Source organism: Bacillus sp. 1021 (assembly GCF_014534735.1).
GTDB classification, from domain to species: Bacteria; Bacillota; Bacilli; order Bacillales; family Bacillaceae; genus Bacillus; species Bacillus siamensis.
In genome coordinates this window covers 543,317-561,445 of sequence record NZ_JACVSR010000002.1, presented here as the reverse complement: position 1 = coordinate 561,445, position 18,129 = coordinate 543,317, and the positions used below count along the sequence as shown (strand labels likewise).

General features: G+C 48.3%; 13 protein-coding genes. 4 read left to right on the top strand and 9 right to left on the bottom strand.

What is annotated here, in order from left to right:
- Positions 1 to 160: 160 nt before the first annotated feature.
- The 5 genes from ICW23_RS09445 to ICW23_RS09425 all read right to left on the bottom strand — a co-directional run bounded on the left by ICW23_RS09445 (position 161) and on the right by ICW23_RS09425 (position 6,130).
- Positions 161 to 4,030 carry a metallophosphoesterase gene (locus ICW23_RS09445; protein WP_188154401.1) on the bottom strand — a complete coding sequence of 1,290 codons (3,870 nt, stop codon included), beginning with the start codon at positions 4,028 to 4,030 and terminating at the stop codon, positions 161 to 163.
- Positions 4,031 to 4,122: 92 nt separating this feature from the next.
- A complete protein-coding gene (locus ICW23_RS09440; protein WP_014418984.1) occupies positions 4,123 to 4,482 on the bottom strand; it encodes a phage holin family protein in 360 nt (119 codons plus the stop codon).
- Positions 4,483 to 4,677, bottom strand: a complete 195-nt coding sequence (locus ICW23_RS09435) for a PspC domain-containing protein (protein ID WP_003151448.1) — start codon at positions 4,675 to 4,677, stop codon at positions 4,483 to 4,485.
- A 4-nt stretch (positions 4,678 to 4,681) separates the two neighbouring features.
- Complete coding sequence (locus tag ICW23_RS09430; RefSeq protein ID WP_188154400.1) at positions 4,682 to 5,779, bottom strand: DUF4097 family beta strand repeat-containing protein; 1,098 nt, start codon at positions 5,777 to 5,779, stop codon at positions 4,682 to 4,684.
- 24 nt (positions 5,780 to 5,803) lie between these two features.
- Positions 5,804 to 6,130, bottom strand: a complete 327-nt coding sequence (locus tag ICW23_RS09425) for a hypothetical protein (RefSeq protein ID WP_016937800.1) — start codon at positions 6,128 to 6,130, stop codon at positions 5,804 to 5,806.
- Between the two features lie 200 nt (positions 6,131 to 6,330).
- On the opposite strand from ICW23_RS09425, the gene ICW23_RS09420 reads away from it, so the two are divergent.
- Positions 6,331 to 6,570: a hypothetical protein gene (locus ICW23_RS09420; protein ID WP_016937799.1), complete on the top strand. Its 240-nt coding sequence runs from the start codon at positions 6,331 to 6,333 to the stop codon at positions 6,568 to 6,570.
- Between the two features lie 45 nt (positions 6,571 to 6,615).
- Here ICW23_RS09420 and uvrA read toward each other — a convergent pair whose 3' ends face one another.
- The 3 genes from uvrA to ICW23_RS09405 form a co-directional block, all read right to left on the bottom strand.
- Positions 6,616 to 9,489, bottom strand: coding sequence for an excinuclease ABC subunit UvrA (gene uvrA, locus ICW23_RS09415; protein WP_188154399.1), 2,874 nt, complete (start codon positions 9,487 to 9,489; stop codon positions 6,616 to 6,618).
- 7 nt (positions 9,490 to 9,496) lie between these two features.
- Positions 9,497 to 11,482 carry an excinuclease ABC subunit UvrB gene (gene uvrB / locus ICW23_RS09410; RefSeq protein ID WP_049627486.1) on the bottom strand — a complete coding sequence of 662 codons (1,986 nt, stop codon included), beginning with the start codon at positions 11,480 to 11,482 and terminating at the stop codon, positions 9,497 to 9,499.
- A 174-nt stretch (positions 11,483 to 11,656) separates the two neighbouring features.
- Entirely contained in the window at positions 11,657 to 11,893 is a 237-nt protein-coding gene (locus tag ICW23_RS09405; protein ID WP_003151438.1) for a CsbA family protein, read from the bottom strand.
- Between the two features lie 299 nt (positions 11,894 to 12,192).
- Between ICW23_RS09405 and ICW23_RS09400 the strand changes: the two genes are divergently transcribed.
- The 3 genes from ICW23_RS09400 (at position 12,193) to ICW23_RS09390 (ending at position 16,698) form a co-directional block, all read left to right on the top strand.
- Positions 12,193 to 14,694: a PEP/pyruvate-binding domain-containing protein gene (locus ICW23_RS09400; RefSeq protein ID WP_188154398.1), complete on the top strand. Its 2,502-nt coding sequence runs from the start codon at positions 12,193 to 12,195 to the stop codon at positions 14,692 to 14,694.
- Between the two features lie 71 nt (positions 14,695 to 14,765).
- A complete protein-coding gene (locus ICW23_RS09395) occupies positions 14,766 to 15,335 on the top strand; it encodes a TetR/AcrR family transcriptional regulator (RefSeq protein WP_016937794.1) in 570 nt (189 codons plus the stop codon).
- A 25-nt stretch (positions 15,336 to 15,360) separates the two neighbouring features.
- A complete protein-coding gene (locus ICW23_RS09390) occupies positions 15,361 to 16,698 on the top strand; it encodes an MFS transporter (RefSeq protein WP_188154397.1) in 1,338 nt (445 codons plus the stop codon).
- Positions 16,699 to 16,925: 227 nt separating this feature from the next.
- Here ICW23_RS09390 and minJ read toward each other — a convergent pair whose 3' ends face one another.
- Positions 16,926 to 18,116 (bottom strand): cell division topological determinant MinJ, encoded by a 1,191-nt coding sequence (gene minJ, locus ICW23_RS09385; protein ID WP_016937791.1) that lies wholly within the window; start codon positions 18,114 to 18,116, stop codon positions 16,926 to 16,928.
- Between the last annotated feature and the right edge of the window lie 13 nt (positions 18,117 to 18,129).

Below are 18,129 nucleotides of genomic sequence, written 5' to 3'. Positions count from 1 at the left end.
TTCCTCCTGCATTTAAGAAAACCAATCGATTTTAGTATAGAAAAGGGACATAAAAAAGTCAAAAGCACTTATCACAGCAGGGCGCAGCCATTTCCATACAGAAAAAATCCTGCTGACCGTCAGATTCCGTTCTGAGCGATCAGCAGGCGGTATTTCACTGTTAAGGGTTGGAGACATGCCTGAAATCAAGCTGATCCGGAGCTGGAGCATACGGGGTTTTTCCCGTTTTGAACATCCAGATCGGTGATATTGTTTTGCCGTTGTACGGATCCTTGACGACGGTGTACCAGTAATAAACTGATTCTGGCTGCAGGCCGTCCCAGACCCACTCTGCGGTTTTTCCGCTTTTTACGTGTTTTTGATGACCGAGCAGTTCGTTCGTATAAACGTTGCATTCAAAATAATCGGTCGCTACCTTTTTCATTTTCGGCTGTAAATCCATTTCAACTGAAAATTCGTCTTTATCAGCGAACAGATCGGTGTCATAGTAATTGATGTCATCCGTATACGGCGAGTAGGAGAACATGTGAACCTGATTGGCGGCCTGATCGAATTGCATGATGCGCATATAGCCTTGGCCCCCTTCAGGACCGTCCTGATAGTCGGTCAGAATTTGATGAACGAGACGGTCCGGTTTTCCGTCGCCGTCATCGTCAAGGGCATCGGTTTTTTTCATGGCATTATGGTAATGGCCGCTCAATACCATCGCCACATTGCGATTCGGCTTAACGACTTTTTGGTAGATCGTCTCCCCGATCGGGCTTCGGTTTCCGCTCACAAGCAAATACTCATGAAAACATAATATGGCGGTTCGGTCCGGATATTGCTTAAGTACTTGATTGATCCAGTCAATCTCTTGATCCGCAATGCCCCAGCCCATATAAATCATAATAAAATCGTTCCCGCTTGCCGACAGCAGATCATAGTGCCCGCGGTTATTTTTGTATGACCCGCCGTAATGCATGTTCTTTTCAAAACGGCGGCTTCCGAAGAAATCTCCGAAGGTGCGGTATGTGCCGTCTTTATGGCCGACGTCATGATTGCCGGCAAGCACGCCGTACGGAATCCCCGCCTTATCAAGTGTCCGCATGGAGTGATCGGCGTGTTTCCACTGTTTCATCACCATTGAATCATCGACGATATCGCCGGTATGAAAGACATATTTGATATTGTGCTTTTCCTTATTTTCTTTGATCCACTCCGTCATTTTGTCAAAAATGTTCGGGTGCCCTTGTGCGTAATACTGTGTATCGGACATCCAGACAAACGAGTAATTGCCTTTTGCCGGGATTTGATCCTGAACGATGACATTCATCTTTGAGTTTTTCACCGCATCCGCTGCGGACACGGCGGCTTTTAACGTAAACGGCTTTTTATTTTTGGCAAGGACGCTGTCCGCCTCCTGCCAGCGGCTTGTCCGGTAATTCCAAATATACATGGTTACCTTTCGGCCGGGCAGAGAGCTTCCTTTCCAGACCGCCTCGGCCAGATCCGTTTCGTCAATAGACGGGTCAACGGTTACTTCAAATCGGTGATAAGGGAAACGTTCCTTGCTTTCCGATGAGACTGTTTTTCCGTCATTTGCCGAGATACGGTTCATTTCCGGCAGTGTAAACGGCATTTCATTTTCTTTTATGCCTTGCGGCGGTTCTGTTAATGAGGCGTGTTTATACACTCTCACGCTGCCCGGATGCCGCGCGGTGTAACGGAATCCCCGGTAAAATGATACATTCATCTCATCCTTCGTCGGATCTTTTACCCGGACGGACAGCTTCGCTTTATGGGCGCTTATGTTTTGATCGGCAAGCTCCGGCTGATCCGGCTCCTCCCGTTTGATATGGAAGGTGCGGACGGACGTTGTTTCATTTCCGGCAAGGTCTGCCGCAGTGATGGTAAGCGTATGCTTTCCGGGCTTAAGATCGGCTGATGACGTATGATGCGGGAGCGTGATGCTTTCTCCATCCAAAAACGCTTTGACTTCTTCCACCTTGCTCCATTTATCACGGATGTCCGCTTTCAGCTCAAAGTTACCTTTCAATGTCGCGCCTTCTTTGATACCCGGAACAATTTTCGGCCCTGTATTGTCCACCCGCACAGACTGACTGAGCTGCTCCTCACCGTCGCTTACAAAAATCTGGTGATAGCCTTCAGAAAGCTTCGCCGTATTCCATGGCAAAAGCCGCGACGTAAATAAATGATCCGGCAGGCTGAATGAGAAGGTCATGCTCTGATTCGCCCGCTTCCCGTCACCGATAAACAGCTGCTCAGCAGGATCCCGCTTCCCGTCTTTGATCAACGTTCCGTCTGAAAGGACCAGGCGGGCATTTTTTACGATAAAATCATCCCGATTCTCCCCCGTGTCATACGGAGAAACCTTTGAGCCCGCGCGGATGGATACTTTCTGCGTTTTGCCCCCTTTTTGCAGCAGACGTTCCGGAAGCAGAACCGAATACGTTCTGTAGCGGTGAGCCGGATCGTCAAAAATGTGCAGCACCTCGTTTTCCATCATGACGGTGTTTTTGAAATAAAGATTGGTTTTCCGGGCATCGAAGGCGAAATAGACCTCTTTTTCCAGCGCCGGCCGGGTCTCCTGCCGCTTGCCGTCAATCCACAGCCTGATCTTATCCGCGCCGGCGTCAGATGTGGCTTTGAGCAGATAGGTGCCCGATATCGTATCTTCCGGTTCAATGTTCATTCTGAGTCCGTGTGATTTACTCGTCTGTTCAATGTCAATCATCTTGACGGGTGTTTTTGCTTCATTTTCCCCGTCACCGGCTGCGATATAATACTCCAGCTGATCCTGGCCGAGCAGTTCCGGAGAATAAATAATGTGACGGTATAAGCTGTCGTTGCGGTCTTTTTCAGCCAGAATTCGTTTGAATGGTTTGTTCTCATTGGTTCTGTAATAAAACGCGGCTGTTTTGACAAGGTTTTTGTCCCGGATGTCCGCTTTTAATTCAATGCTTTCTGCCGGCCGGACCGGCTTTTTGTCTGTAAGGTCTTCAATGACCGGTTTTTCCTTGTCCGGTTTGATCACTCTTTTCTGCTGAGGGATCTGCGCCTGAAAAACGGAGCCCGGTGACGGCTTATGTTCGCTTGTGGAGATCTTCAGCAATTCTCCCGTTCCGTTCAGCGGATATTTGTACAGCAAAGAAGTCAGCCGTCGGAATGCATGTTTTCGGTAATGCGCTGAGGCGATGGTTTTTCCGGTGTTTGCTGACAGCACCACCGTCCGCGGGCGGGCGTTGGACATTCCGTCGGTCCCTTCGATGACGGCGAGATGTTTTCCCTCCTTCAGGCGGGTTCCGTAATAGCGGTTGAAATCATCTGCCGTCAGTTCTGATCCGGCGCGTCTCAGCCAAAACACATAAGCGCCGCCTGACGGAATGACAATATCTTCTCTCGGCCTCCATATCACATCTGATTCCGGCCCTTCCTTCGGGTAGCGGTAGCGGATATGATAGTCCTTAAAGTGAATGGGTCTGTCCGTCGTGTTATACACCTCGATAAATTCATAGGCATCAGCGCCGTCTTCATTTTTCGTATCAACGGCAAGCTCCGTAATCATCAGCTCGGGAATATGATTCAAATCGGCTTGATAGCCGTCCAGCTTCAGCCGCTTTTTCTCCGATTCCGCCCGCTGTCTGCCGTTGGTGAAAACGAGGTAATATTCCAATTCTCCATTCCAGATATCCCGTTTTGAAACCTGGGCCGTAAACAGCCGGATTGCGCCTGGAGCGGGCTCCATCGGCACCATCTTATATCCCAGCTCATTGCTTTGTTTATAAAAAAGAAACGCCGAAAACGCTTGATAATCGGCATTCTGTACATGAGCCTGTATGAACAGGTTTCTTTTCATTTCCGCCTTTACTTCGATTTGGGGAGGATTCTCCAGAAGCGGTATGTAATGAGGCGGCTGTCCGAATTCCTGCTGATTCACCGGGATTGCCGATTCTTTGCGCGCCGCACCCGCAGAAGGACTCACACAAAGCAAACCAATCAGAAAAAAGAGCGTCATCACAAGTTTCATCTCATTACCTCCCTATGCATTATGTTGCGTCAGGAGGCCTCCGCTTATGTAACCGCACATAAAAAAGCTGCCCTCTCGGGGACAGCTCTTTTTTATCCTTTTCTAAGCGGCTCCAATATGCCTTTTTGAATCAGCAAGTGGAAAACGGAAAGCACGACGGATGCCCAAATGGCGGTGCCGAACCCGTCAATCTGAAAGCTGTCTCCCATCAAGGCAGCAGTCATCATTAACGTAATGGCGTTGATGACAAACAGAAAAAGGCCGAGGGTCACAACCGTGACAGGCAATGTCAATATGACGATGATCGGCTTGATCAGCACATTTAACACAGAAAGAATCACACTGGCGATGACAGCCGCTCCGATACTGCTGATATGGACGGAATCAAAATATCCCGCGATAACGATTAATAATAAAGCATTTACTAAAATGCTGACTGCCCATTTGATCATTTATTTCAAATCTCCTTCTAAAGGTACGACAAAACACCAGATAATATATACAATCGGCACGATTCCGCTCGTGACAAGCGCTAATACAACGGTTATGATGCGCAAAAGCGACGCATCCATATTGATGTACTCCGCCAAACCGCCGACGACACCGGCGATTTTACGGTTTTTTTCTGAACGGTAAAGTCTTTTCATCCAATCACCTCTGAGTATGCTTGAGCTTAATGGCTCCTGTTAACGATTCTGAGAAAATCGAGAGATGCTGATCATGGGCTTGATTTGATTCCAGCATCAGTTCTTTTTGAATGGTATCATTCTTTTCCTTTAAAATCTCCGCATCAATCAGCTCGTGGCTGAGAGAGCCGAGATTGCTTTTGAGCTCCGCTTTCACCGCCGAGTCATCAGGCAGGGCGATCTCCACATTTCCGGTCGTCGTTTTTGTGTAGATGGAGCGGCAGTGCGGCGCTGTCACGGTAAGGATGATATTGCCGTTAAAGCTTTGGACGTCTATAGATTCACTCGATCCGCGCAAATCAATCAAGCCGTTAATTGTTTCTGCTTCGATCGCGCCGCATTGATGGCCGGCCAGCTTGATTTGTCCGTTAGCCGTTTCCGCCGACGCTTTCTCAGCCGTCAGATGAGAGAACGACAGAACGCCGTTTGTCGTTTTCGCCGAGAATTCTTTTACATGTAAATGTTCCCCTCTGATCGGTCCGTTAAACAGTTTCACTCTTATCTTATCGTACTCTTTCTGAGGAACATAAAGCGTGACATTGGTTTTCATCGTTTTCTTTTCCGTGCGGACAAAAAACTTATTGCCCTTCATTTCACACTCAATGTGCTGGAGGAATGCGGTGCGCGCCGCCTCCTGACTGTCCGCCCGGTACACTTTCGCCTGGCACTCCGCTCTGACATCTTCATCCTCCCACGGTACGATATTGACGCTGCCGTTTGCAATCTGCATATCAATGGCTGAGAATTCACTGTCTTTAAATTGAAAAATATGCTGCACGTCGTGTGCGTGGCCGAAATTCAGATCCAGATCCGCTTCCTTCACTTTTTTGACAGCCGAATCAATCCAATCGAACAGCTTAGCACCGAGCGACGGCTTTTGGCTTTCTTTTGTCCCGCTTTTGAAATCTTCCGCAGATTCCTGGACCTCCGTTGATAATGCGGTGATCTGCTCTTCTTTTTCTTTATATTCAAGATCCAGTTTTTCAATGAGCGTCAAAGCTTCCTGCGCCGTCAGCCTGCCTTCTTCCACAAGCTTTAAAATCCGTTCTTTCTCCTGCTTCATATAAAACTCCTCCCCCGACTTTTCTTACACCTGGCGTAATACCTTTATTCCCTGCACGATATTCCAAATGACCATTCCGATGAGGATCAGAAAATAAACAGCTGCTCCTGCTATCATAACAAAAACCGGAACCATACTCTCCCCCTGAGCCGTAATCGCTCCTCCGACAACACCGGCAATCACAATCAGCAATCCCGCAAACGGAATGATGTGAGAAATCAGGGCGCGCATGGCATGCCGCTTCGTCTCTTTTTCATCGACGACGAAGTAAGCCACAATCGGAAGAATAAGAGGCGCAAAAAACACGCTGAAATAACAGATGGATGCGATGATCGCTTGGTTTCGATTCAATAAAAACACTCCCTGTGCGGTAATGTAAAAGGCCCTTCATTATACATACGTATGACGAATGGGCGGGTTTCATTTTCATGCTAAAGGACATGCTTCGTTATACGTAATTTTTCATTTCAGAGATTTCACTATAGAATCTTTTCCCCTAACCGATTACAATATGTAACAAAGCCTGACCGTATGCAAGGAGGACATACCAAATGGAGAAAGATCCCGGAAACGACCAAGTAACGGAAGAAAGCCTGCGAAAATTGATTCGCGAACAGAAAAGAATGAACAGCGAAATGCTGGCTGAACTGGAACAGATCAAGGCGGCGCCTCTTCCCATTTCTCATGATATTCAATATATAAAAGTGCTGCTGGACAGCAGCAGCACTCATATTCTGCAGGACTTAATGCATTTAAGCAGACAGCTTCCCCAACAGAAGAAAAGCCTGTAGCACAACAGCCCAAAACCGATCGGTTTTGGGCTGTTCTTGTATCTGTTAAGTGGCTGCCGTTTCTTTTTCGGCCAGCAATGCTTTCATCCGTTTTTTATCACGTTCCATTACCGGTTTCAGATAGCGGCCCGTATATGATTCTTTCACTTCGATAATTTCTTCAGGCGTCCCGGAGGCTACGATCGTGCCGCCTCCCGCGCCGCCTTCAGGTCCGAGATCGACGATGTAGTCCGCCGTTTTAATGATATCGAGATTGTGTTCAATAACCAAAACGGTATCTCCGTTATCGACGAGTCTTTGAAGCACAACCAAAAGCCTTGCGATATCATCAACGTGGAGGCCTGTCGTCGGTTCGTGCAGAATATACAGCGTCCGGCCGGTGGAGCGCTTATGCAGTTCGGAAGCAAGCTTGACGCGCTGCGCTTCTCCGCCTGAGAGCGTCGTCGCAGGCTGACCGAGCGTCACATACCCGAGTCCGACATCGGCAAGCGTTTGAAGCTTGCGTTTGATTTTCGGGATATTTTCAAAGAAAGACAGAGCATCTTCCACCGTCATATCCAGAACATCAGAAATGCTTTTGCCTTTGTACGTGACCTCAAGCGTTTCCCGGTTGTAACGTTTGCCGTGGCACACTTCGCACGGGACGTACACGTCAGGAAGGAAATGCATCTCAATTTTGATGATGCCGTCGCCGCGGCAGGCTTCACAGCGCCCGCCTTTCACATTAAAGCTGAATCGGCCTTTTTTGTAGCCGCGCACCTTTGCTTCATTTGTCTGCGCGAACACATCGCGGATGTCATCAAACACACCCGTGTAAGTTGCCGGATTTGATCTCGGCGTCCGGCCGATCGGCGCCTGGTCGATATCGATCACCTTATCAAGATGGTCGAGGCCTTTGATCTCTTTATGGCTTCCCGGTTTCGCTTTGGCTTTATGAAGCTTTTGCGCAAGCGCCTTATGCAGAATTTCATTCACAAGCGTGCTTTTTCCGGAACCGGATACCCCTGTCACCGCCGTAAAAGTGCCGAGCGGGAATTTGGCATTCGCTTTTTTCAGGTTGTTTTCCGTAGCGCCTTTGATTTCAATGTATCGGCCGTCAGGTTTTCTTCTCTCCGGAGGCATCGGGATGAATTGAGCCCCTGACAAATAACGTCCGGTCAGAGACTCCGCATCATTCATCACTTCTTCAGGCGTGCCCGCAGATATAACACGGCCGCCGTGAATGCCGGCGCCCGGTCCGATATCTATCAGATAATCGGCAGCCATCATCGTATCTTCATCATGCTCGACGACAATCAGTGTGTTGCCGAGATCTCTCATGTTTTTCAGCGCGCTGATCAAACGGTCATTGTCACGCTGGTGAAGACCGATGGACGGCTCATCAAGAATGTACAGGACGCCTGACAAACGGGAGCCGATCTGCGTCGCAAGCCTGATACGCTGGGCTTCGCCGCCTGACAGCGTACCCGCCGCCCTGCTCAGCGTCAGATAATCAAGACCGACTTTATCTAAGAAACTGAGCCGTTCCACAATTTCTCTTAAAATTAAATCTGCAATCTGCATATCTTTCTCAGACAGCGTCAGGTTTTTGAAAAATTCCAGCGCATCGCCGACGGAAAGTTCGGTAATGGTTCCGATGTGGCGTCCGTTGACCAAAACGGCCAGCGCTTCTTTCTTCAGCCGGTAGCCTTTGCACGTCGGGCACGGCTTCTGTGACATATATTGCTCCATCTGTTCACGGATATAATCGGAGCTTGTCTCTTTATACCGTCTCTCAATATTGCGCAGCACGCCTTCAAATTCAATTTCATTCTCCCGCACTTGTCCGAAATCATTCTCGTATTTAAAGTAGATCCGTTCATTGCCGCTGCCGTACAGCACTTTATCAAGCTGATGCTTCGGCAGGTCTTTGACCGGAGTCTCCATATCGATGCCGTAATGGCGGCAGACCGCCTGAAGCAGCTGCGGATAATATTGTGAACTGATCGGCGTCCACGGTGCGATGGCGTGTTCTTTTAATGAGAGCTCAGGATTTGGAATGACGAGCTCCGGGTCCACTTCAAGCTTCAAACCGAGACCGTCGCAAGTCGGACAGGCGCCGAACGGGCTGTTAAACGAAAACAGCCGGGGCTCAAGCTCTCCGATTGAAAAACCGCAAATCGGGCAGGCGTGATGCTCGCTGAACATCAGCTCTTCCTGGCCGATGACATCTATCATGACACGGCCTTCTCCTAAGCGGAGGGCGGTTTCCAGTGAGTCGGAAAGCCGGGCGGCAACGCCTTCCTTGACGACAATCCGGTCAATGACTACTTCAATGGAATGCTTTTTGTTTTTTTCAAGTTCAATATCGTCGGAAAGCTCGGCCATTTCTCCGTCAATCCGCACCCTTACATACCCTTGCTTTCTGATTTGGTCAAGGACCTTAACATGGGCGCCTTTTCTGCCTGAGACCATCGGCGCAAGCACTTGAAGCTTCGTCCGCTCAGGATATTCAAGAATCCGGTCAACCATCTGTTCAATCGTTTGCGATGTAATTTCGATGCCGTGCTCCGGACAGTGCGGCTTACCGACTCTCGCGTATAAGAGCCGGAGATAATCATAAATCTCCGTTACCGTTCCGACGGTTGACCGCGGATTTCGGCTTGTCGTTTTCTGGTCAATGCTGATGGCCGGAGAAAGCCCTTCGATCGCATCAACGTCCGGCTTATCCATCTGCCCTAAAAATTGGCGTGCATAGGCAGAAAGCGATTCAACATACCGCCTCTGTCCTTCCGCGTAAATGGTGTCAAAAGCAAGGGATGATTTTCCCGATCCGGACAGACCCGTCACGACGACGAGCTGATCCCGCGGAATCGTTACATCAATGTTTTTTAAATTGTGCGCCCTTGCCCCTTTCACCTCGATCCGGTCAATTGCCATGTGTTCATCATCCTTCCGCTTTTAGCTCTAACAGTAAGTCACGAAGCTCTGCCGCCCGCTCGAAATCAAGCGCTCTGGCCGCTTCTTTCATTTCATGCTCCATTTGCTCAACGACTTTCTGGCGTTCTTTCTTCGTCAGCTTCGTCAGCTTAGGCGCGGCTTTTGTTTTGTATTCTTCTTTATCCTCAGCGGCCTGCGTCGCGCGGATCACATCACGGATTTCCTTATTGATCGTTTGCGGCGTAATGCCGTGGATTTCGTTAAAATGCTCCTGCTGTTCCCGGCGGCGCTTCGTTTCATTCATCGCGATTTCCATCGAATTCGTGATTTTATCGGCATACATGATGACCCGGCCTTCTGCGTTTCTCGCTGCCCGTCCGATCGTCTGAATCAGCGAACGCTCAGAACGGAGGAAGCCTTCTTTATCCGCATCCAGAATGGCGACAAGCGACACTTCCGGAATATCAAGACCTTCTCTCAGCAGGTTGATGCCGACCAGCACATCATATTTTCCGAGCCGGAGGTCACGGATGATTTCAATCCGTTCAAGCGTCTTAATCTCGGAATGCAGATAATTGACCTTGATGCCGATTTCTTTCAGATAATCGGTCAGATCCTCTGACATTTTTTTCGTTAAAGTCGTTACGAGCACGCGCTCATTCCGTTCTATCCTCGCCTGAATCTCCCCGATCAGATCATCAATCTGTCCTTCGATCGGCCGGACGTCAATGAGAGGGTCGAGCAGTCCCGTCGGCCTGATGATCTGTTCGATCATTTCCGGTGTATGCTCAATCTCATACGGTCCCGGAGTAGCCGACACGTACACGATATTGTGCATATGTTTCTCAAATTCCTCGAATCGGAGCGGACGGTTGTCAAGCGCTGACGGCAGGCGGAACCCATGATCGACAAGCACCTGTTTTCTTGCCTGGTCACCGTTGAACATGCCGCGCACCTGCGGAATCGTCACGTGTGATTCATCAACGACGATCATAAAATCGTCCGGAAAATAATCAAGCAGCGTATACGGCGTAGAGCCCGGAGGACGGAGCGTCAAGTGTCTTGAATAGTTCTCAATGCCCGAACAGAAACCCATTTCCCGCATCATTTCAAGATCATATCTCGTCCGCTGCTCAAGCCGCTGCGCTTCAAGGAGCTTGCCGTTTTCGCGCATGACTTTCAAGCGCTCCTCAAGCTCCTGTTCAATGTTCAGAATCGCTTTTTCCATCTTTTCCGCCCGGGTGACGAAGTGGGAAGCCGGGAAAATCGCGACATGATCGCGGTCGCCGAGAATCTCTCCGGTCAAAGCGTCAACTTCTCTGATCCGCTCTATCTCGTCTCCGAAAAATTCCACTCTGATACAATGTTCGTCACGGGAAGCCGGGAAAATTTCCACAACGTCGCCGCGCACGCGGAACGTCCCCCGCTTAAAGTCGATATCATTGCGGGCATACTGGATATCCACTAGCTTTCTCAGCAGCTCGTTCCGCTCAATCTCCATTTCCGGTCTGAGCGACACGACCATCTCCCGGTATTCTTCAGGCGAACCGAGACCGTATATGCATGACACACTCGCAATGATAATGACATCTCTCCGTTCAAACAGAGAGGATGTCGCGGAGTGCCGCAGTTTATCAATTTCATCGTTAATACTTGCGTCTTTCTCTATAAATGTATCCGTTTGAGGCACATACGCCTCCGGCTGATAGTAATCGTAGTAGCTGACAAAATATTCGACAGCGTTGTTCGGAAAAAACTCCTTAAACTCGCTGTACAGCTGTCCGGCAAGGGTTTTGTTATGGGCAATGACCAATGTCGGCTTATTGACTTCTTTAATCAGATTGGACACGGTAAAGGTTTTACCCGTCCCTGTCGCACCCAGGAGAGTCTGGTGTTTTCTGCCTTCCTGTATGCCTTTGACAAGCTTCTCAATCGCTTGCGGCTGATCTCCCTGGGGCTGATATTTCGAGACTAACTCAAAACGATCTTTCACAAAAAAGCCTCCGTTTCTTTACGAAATCTTCCTATTGATATAGTAACACAATGACGGGCAAAATCACTAAAAATACGAACTAAAGTTCGATGGTTTGTTTTTACCAAGTCAATTTTTGTATAAAAAACCTGCTTTTATGGCGTAAAAGCAGGCTTCCATTTCATATTCACCATGTCAGGCATTGTCTTTCTTTTTGTCTGCTTCTTTTTTGGCCATGTACAGCCCGCCGGCTACCAATGATACGACATCCAATCCAACGATGAAATACGTTTCGGTGTAACCTTTTAAATAGGATGCGAAAAGCAGTGCGGCTGTGAGCGCGATCGCCACATAATGGTTAAAAGTGACCCGCGTAAAAAGGACGACCAGCATAAAAGGGAAACATAATGCAAAAACGGCTTTTGTAATCACAAAAACCCTCCTCGGGAATTCTTCATCTCATCTGATTATAGTAAAAAATGAAGAATCGGACAATCGTTCCCCTGCTATCACAATACCCTTTTTCAGCAGTCTTCAATCATTTGTCAGAAAAAATGTGAATGTAAATCTATTGAACCATTAATGAAATGAATCAAATTGCCTTTCTTCAGCCGAAAGGAGGAGAAGGATTAGGTCTTTGTGTCTTTGACAGTTTCTTCCTCCCTCTTTACAATGTAATGATAGTGTTTACTATCATTTTCTTGGATGAAGAAAAAAGGGGGTTATACCGCATGTATTCAGTACGATTTCAAAAAGCGGAAGAATCGAGCCGCTCAGCAGGCGCAAAAGGAATGAACCTGATTAAACTGACGAAAAACGGCCTGCCCGTTCCCGACGGTTTTGTCATTCAGACAAATGCGCTGACGCGTTTTATGGAAGATAACCGGCTTCAGGCAGATGAGGAAGAGATGGAGCGCGCCATTATAAACGGCACGTTTTCAAAAGAGCTCCGTGATGAGCTGATTGCCTCTTTTTATGAATTGAGAGAATCATACGCCTCTGTTGCCGTACGTTCCTCGTCTGCGTCCGAAGATCTTGAAGGCGCTTCTTTCGCGGGCCAGTACGAAACCTATTTAAATATCAAAACAGAAGAAGAGTTTCTCGGAAAAGTGAAAGAATGCTGGGCTTCCTTCTTTTCGGCTCGGGTCAGCGGTTATAAAGAGAAAATGAACAATGACACTGCAGAACCGCTAATGGGCGTTGTCGTCCAAGGGCTGATCAATTCTGAGGTATCAGGGGTCATTTTCAGCCGAAACCCCGTCACACATGATGACGGAGAACTGATGATCAGCGCGAGCTACGGTCTCGGAGAAGCAATCGTTTCCGGAAGCGTGACGCCCGACACATTTATCGTCAATAAAGACACATTCCGGATTGACAAAGAAATCGGTTTAAAAGAAATGTATATCGTTTCTCAAAAGGAAGGCGTAACCGAAAAAGAAACGTCCGCTGACATGAGAAACCGCTTCTGCCTTGATGACGAGAGCATCAAAGAACTTGCCATGCTGACGATAAAGACAGAAGAACTGTACGGTTATCCCGTGGATCTCGAATTCGGATTTGCCGAAAATAAGCTGTATCTGCTTCAGGCCAGACCGATTACAACGATCGCTCAGGATCAGAAAGCGGCAGACGAAGAACGGGAATTTATCATGACGCCTCGGGACCAGAAAGATTTTTGGATCAATATGGAGTCTAATATTGAAGGCCCAATCAGCCCGTTATTCGCCTCTCTCATTGTGCCTGCTTTAGAATACGGCCTCAAAGAGAGTACGAAGGCCTTCCCTGTGATGGGCATCGAGATTGAGCGTGTCAAGCTCCACCAGGGCCATGTTTTTTCCAGACAGCATAAGACGGACGACAACCTGCCCCCAGAACAGTTAGAAGCGCTTTTTCCCGTTTTGGCTGACCGCATGTATGATATTATTCATGAAACCTTTCTGCCTTTTTATCAAAAGCTGGACGGACTGGCGCATAAAAATCATACACCGGAGACTGCCCTTGAGGCGTTCCGAAACCTGCAAGAATTCTATTTAAAAGGATATGAAGAACATTTCAACATTGTCTTTCCGCAGATTGCGTTAAATATGACACTGGAGTCCATGTACGGACAGATTGAAAAAGACAACGCCTCCCTTCTGTATGAAATGCTGGCCGGCGTCATGAATAAATCACTGGAAACCGACAGACAGCTTTGGCTGCTTTCCGGACAAGTAAAAGACAACCCTGAACTGCTGCGTGTCTTTACGGCTTCCCAGGCCGACGAGCTTCATCAGACGCTTCAGCAATCAGATGAAGGAAAACGCTTTCTCGAACAAGTCGGCGAATTTTTACAAGAATACGGCTGGAGATCAGTAAAAAGCCATGATCTGATCGAAGAAACGTGGGCGGAAAATCCTTATTTCGCTTTGGCTAACATTCAAAACTACGTCCGGAACGGCTACGATTTTGACAGTGAGTTTCATAAAACGATAGAAAAACGCAAACAGCTTTACGCCGCCTTCATGAATCGAATTGAAGATGACGGCTTCCGGGAGACGTTTGACCGTTATTATCAGTGGGCGTTATCTGCATCTGTCATCATAGATGATCACCATTTTTATATCGATGCGATGCTGGACGCCAAAGCGCGCCTTTGTCTCTTGAAAATCGGCGAGCTGCTGCAAAAACAAGGCGTGATCGATGACCGGGAGGATATGTGGTACTTATACAGCGATGAAGTCGAGCAAGCGCTGGTGGCGCCTGTTCCGATGAAGGAAAAAACCGCTGAACGGAAACAGCTTTTCCAGCAATATCAGCTGCTTGAAGCGCCCGCTTATCTCGGCACACCGACGCCCGAACAGCTGAAAGCCGCTGAGCAGGTTACAGGCGCCATCACAGAAGATGAAAAAAACACTGAACATCATATTTACGGACTTGCAGCGTCAAGCGGAATCGCAAGCGGCCCGGTGAAAGTCATTCGTGACGCAAGTGATTTTTCCCGTTTTTCATCAGGAGATGTGCTTGTCTGCAAAATGACGACACCGCTTTGGACCAGTCTGTTTCAGGATGCAAAGGCCGTCGTTACGGATACGGGCGGCATCCTGTCACATGCAGCGATCATCGCAAGAGAATACGGGCTTCCCGCTGTTCTCGGCACACGTGTCGCGACTGACAGGCTCAATGACGGAGATATCGTCTCGGTAGACGGCACAAACGGACAGATTACGATAGTCAAACGCGCTTCATGCTAGGTTTCCCTCTTTATTGACGGGCAGGGCGGGTGTATACTTGTCCTGCCAGTATTTACGCGAGGTGAAACATGTTGAGAACGACGAACAAGAGAATTCTTGACGCTGCGATGAATCTTATCATTCAAAAAGGATACCGCGCCGCGACAACAAAAGAAATCGCAGAAAGAGCGAATGTAAGCGAAGCAACGATTTTTCGTAATTTTAAAAACAAACAAGGACTAATGAAAGCCATGATTGAGCAGCAGGCACCGGTTCCGGAAAGCGTAATCACCAAGGCGGAAGGCAATCTGTATGAGGATCTTCTTCATTTCGCCACGACCCTTTTGCAGCGATTGGAACAAAAAAAAGAGGTGTTCCGCATCTGCCTGCGCGAACCGGAATTATTCGAAGACGTCCTGCAGGATATTGTCGTATATCCGCAATCCGTGAAAAAGGATTTAATCGTTTACTTTAAGGAACTGACAAAGAAAAATAGGATAAGCCCCGGCAGCGAAGAAGCTAATGCAGACGTCTTTATGACGATGATTTTCGGTTATTTTATGCACCGGCTGCAGCTGGGGAAAAGAGTCATTACTCTTTCTGAAGAAACGATGCTGAAACATAGCACTGAGATTTTTATTAAAGGAATTATCAGCCGGTAATGTCCGGCTCCTAGGAGGATGAAGGATGAGTTCAAAGAAAGAATGGGCGCTGATCGTTTCGCTTTTGCTGGGAGCCATACTCGTTCCCATCAATTCTACGATGATCGCAGTCGCTCTTTCATCCATTTCCCGCTCATTCAGCGAATCAATTGCCAGCATCACATGGGTCGTGACGGTTTATTTAATTGTGATGGCCGTGACACAGCCCATTGCCGGCAAGCTCGGTGATATGTACGGAAATAAAAAAATGTATTTATGGGGTGTCGGCCTTTTTCTGATCGCTTCATTGGGGTGCGCCCTCTCGCCAAGTCTTTTCTTATTGATTTTCTTCCGGGCGCTTCAGGCTGCCGGCGGCGCTTTGCTTACGCCAAACAGCATCGCCATCATCCGCCATGTCGTGTCCGAAAAACGGCTTCCGAAAGTATTTGGTTTTTTCGGCCTCGGTGCCGGGCTGGGCGCGGCTCTCGGACCGTTTATCGGCTCTCTTTTAATCGAGAGTTTCAGCTGGCATTCTATCTTTTGGGTCAACATTCCGTTTCTGGCGATCGCACTTGGGACGGCATTTATCATGTTTCCTAAATATAAAGAAGAAACCTCTGACGCGCCGCTTGATATCATCGGATCCGTTCTGCTTGCCGGGAGCATTGTTTCTATTATTCTTCTGACGAAAAATGAAAGCTCTTTGGGCTATTGGGTGTACGCGCTGCTCATTCTTTTATTTGTTCCGTTATTTTTCAGGCGGGAGCTGTGCACGAAACATCCGATTATTGATTTTGACCTGTTTAAAAACACAACCTTTACAAGCGCCAATCTGTCCGTTCTGTTAAGCAATTTAATGATGTATGCCGTGTTATTGATTATGCCGCTCTTTATGACCGGCCACTTCAGCATGAATACGTCGCACAGCGGTATGGCTCTTTCAGTCTTTTCCATTTTTATGTCCGCCAGCAACTGGGGCGGAGCTCAGCTGCATCACAAATGGGGCGCGCGAAGAATGATTTTTCTGTCCTTCGGGCTGATGGCCGGAGCCAATCTTTTATTTCTGCTTTTGGTTTATTCCCATTCCGTCCCGTTCCTTATGGCATCGCTTATTGTGGGGGGCATCGCGTCCGGTGCGGGGCTGACGAGCATGCAGGTGTCTTCTCTTGCGACGGTAGAACCGGGCATGTCCGGTATCGCATCCGGGATTTTTTCCACCTTCCGTTATTTCGGAAGCATTATTTCTTCAGCACTGATCGGTTTAATCTCCGGATTTCACATTCTGTTTATAATATTGATCGGCGTATCTGTGATCGGCTTGTTCGTATCGCTTGGAATTAAGTCCGGCGAAACCGTTGATACGAAAAAAAGCCATTCGGCGTAAACAAAAAAGGTTCCGTGAGCACCCGCTTTCCGGAACCTTTTCTAGTTTTCCTTCTTATTTTTCTCTCTCGAAAGTGTCACCGCACTCCCCCGCCGCATAGAGTATCGCGATGCCGTTATCTTTTTATTTAAAAGAGAGAAGTGGAATGTAACTGAGTTCGGCCGCTGGCGCCGTAATCCGGCCGTAAAAAAAAAGCCCGGTGCCGCTAAACACGGCGGCCGGGCTTTTTATAATGCTGTCATTTCTTCTTGCTCATGTTCATCCTGAACGAATAAAATACCTAATTCATGATGTTCGCCTTCATAGGACGCGCGCTGATCAAACCGGATCTCACCATTCAGGCCGATGATCTCCATTTTTACAAATGCGCGGTTTTTTTGAAGTGCTTCGTAAAAATCCGATACATGCTTTACGGGAATGCCGTTTACTTTCGTTATAATCTCACCGATCTTCAGCTCAAGATCTTCCGCGGGCGTATTCGGAATGATGCCGAGCACCATTAAGCCCTGATCCCGCTTAGAGAAATAAAACGGAGCCGCGTTATCATTCAGCCGCTGTCTCAATGATAAGAACAGGCGTCCGAGCACCGCAATACAAGCGGCAGCACCGGCAAGCGGACTCCACCAAAGGGCCGCTGCCCCGAATGCGGTGACGATAATCCCGAGAATCATGACACGCTTCGCCGTTATCCGTATGCTGACCTCCGGCAGGGATCCCTGCACACGCTGTCCGAAGCCGGCGATATAAGGAATCCAGATCAGATGGAAAGAGCCGCCCGGCACGGTAAAGACAGGCCACCAAGAAAGGTGTGACTCAAGTCCGCTGCCCGGCACCAATAAGAAAAGCGGAAGCAGCCATGCGCGATTCGCCAATTGACGGCCGATGGGCAGACCTCTGCTGCTGACGACAAGCGCCGGAGATGTTTTCAGGTGCGCTGAACGGTAAGCAGCTGCTCCCTCCGTGATGATCAAAAGGCCCATAAACACGGCTGCTGATGCCCAATTCACGCCGAATGCCTGCGGAAACCGATCCGCAAACGGCACTGTGTGGGTATACTGAAGGATAAACGCAATCAACATGCCGGCGCTGACAATATAAGCTGATGACAGCCAGTTCATACGGAACGTCAGCGATGCCAAAGCCGTCACAGCCGCAATTATGCCGAGAAGACCGAATGGAATCGAAATTCCCAGTCCAAAAAATAATATGGAGAGAAGAATACCCGGTATAAGCCCTTTTATGTATGTAAAGATAAGCTCGTCATACATATCTGCGATTTTTGTATGAAACGTATGGCGTTCACGTTTAATCCGCAAATATCCGCATGCGAGACTTATGATGATAAAAAACCAAAACATCGGGTGCAAAAAAAACAGACCGATACTTTTCAGAAGTTCAATTCCCCATTGAACAGACATTGCTTTCACCGCC

Bases quoted from the DNA above. Each gene is read 5' to 3' on its own strand.
- ICW23_RS09445 (WP_188154401.1), bottom strand. From the start codon at position 4,030: ATGAAACTTGTGATGACGCTCTTTTTTCTGATTGGTTTGCTTTGTGTG.
- ICW23_RS09440 (WP_014418984.1), bottom strand. From the start codon at position 4,482: ATGATCAAATGGGCAGTCAGCATTTTAGTAAATGCTTTATTATTAATC.
- ICW23_RS09435 (WP_003151448.1), bottom strand. From the start codon at position 4,677: ATGAAAAGACTTTACCGTTCAGAAAAAAACCGTAAAATCGCCGGTGTC.
- ICW23_RS09430 (WP_188154400.1), bottom strand. From the start codon at position 5,779: ATGAAGCAGGAGAAAGAACGGATTTTAAAGCTTGTGGAAGAAGGCAGG.
- ICW23_RS09420 (WP_016937799.1), top strand. From the start codon at position 6,331: ATGGAGAAAGATCCCGGAAACGACCAAGTAACGGAAGAAAGCCTGCGA.
- uvrA (WP_188154399.1), bottom strand. From the start codon at position 9,489: ATGGCAATTGACCGGATCGAGGTGAAAGGGGCAAGGGCGCACAATTTA.
- ICW23_RS09400 (WP_188154398.1), top strand. From the start codon at position 12,193: ATGTATTCAGTACGATTTCAAAAAGCGGAAGAATCGAGCCGCTCAGCA.
- ICW23_RS09390 (WP_188154397.1), top strand. From the start codon at position 15,361: ATGAGTTCAAAGAAAGAATGGGCGCTGATCGTTTCGCTTTTGCTGGGA.
- minJ (WP_016937791.1), bottom strand. From the start codon at position 18,116: ATGTCTGTTCAATGGGGAATTGAACTTCTGAAAAGTATCGGTCTGTTT.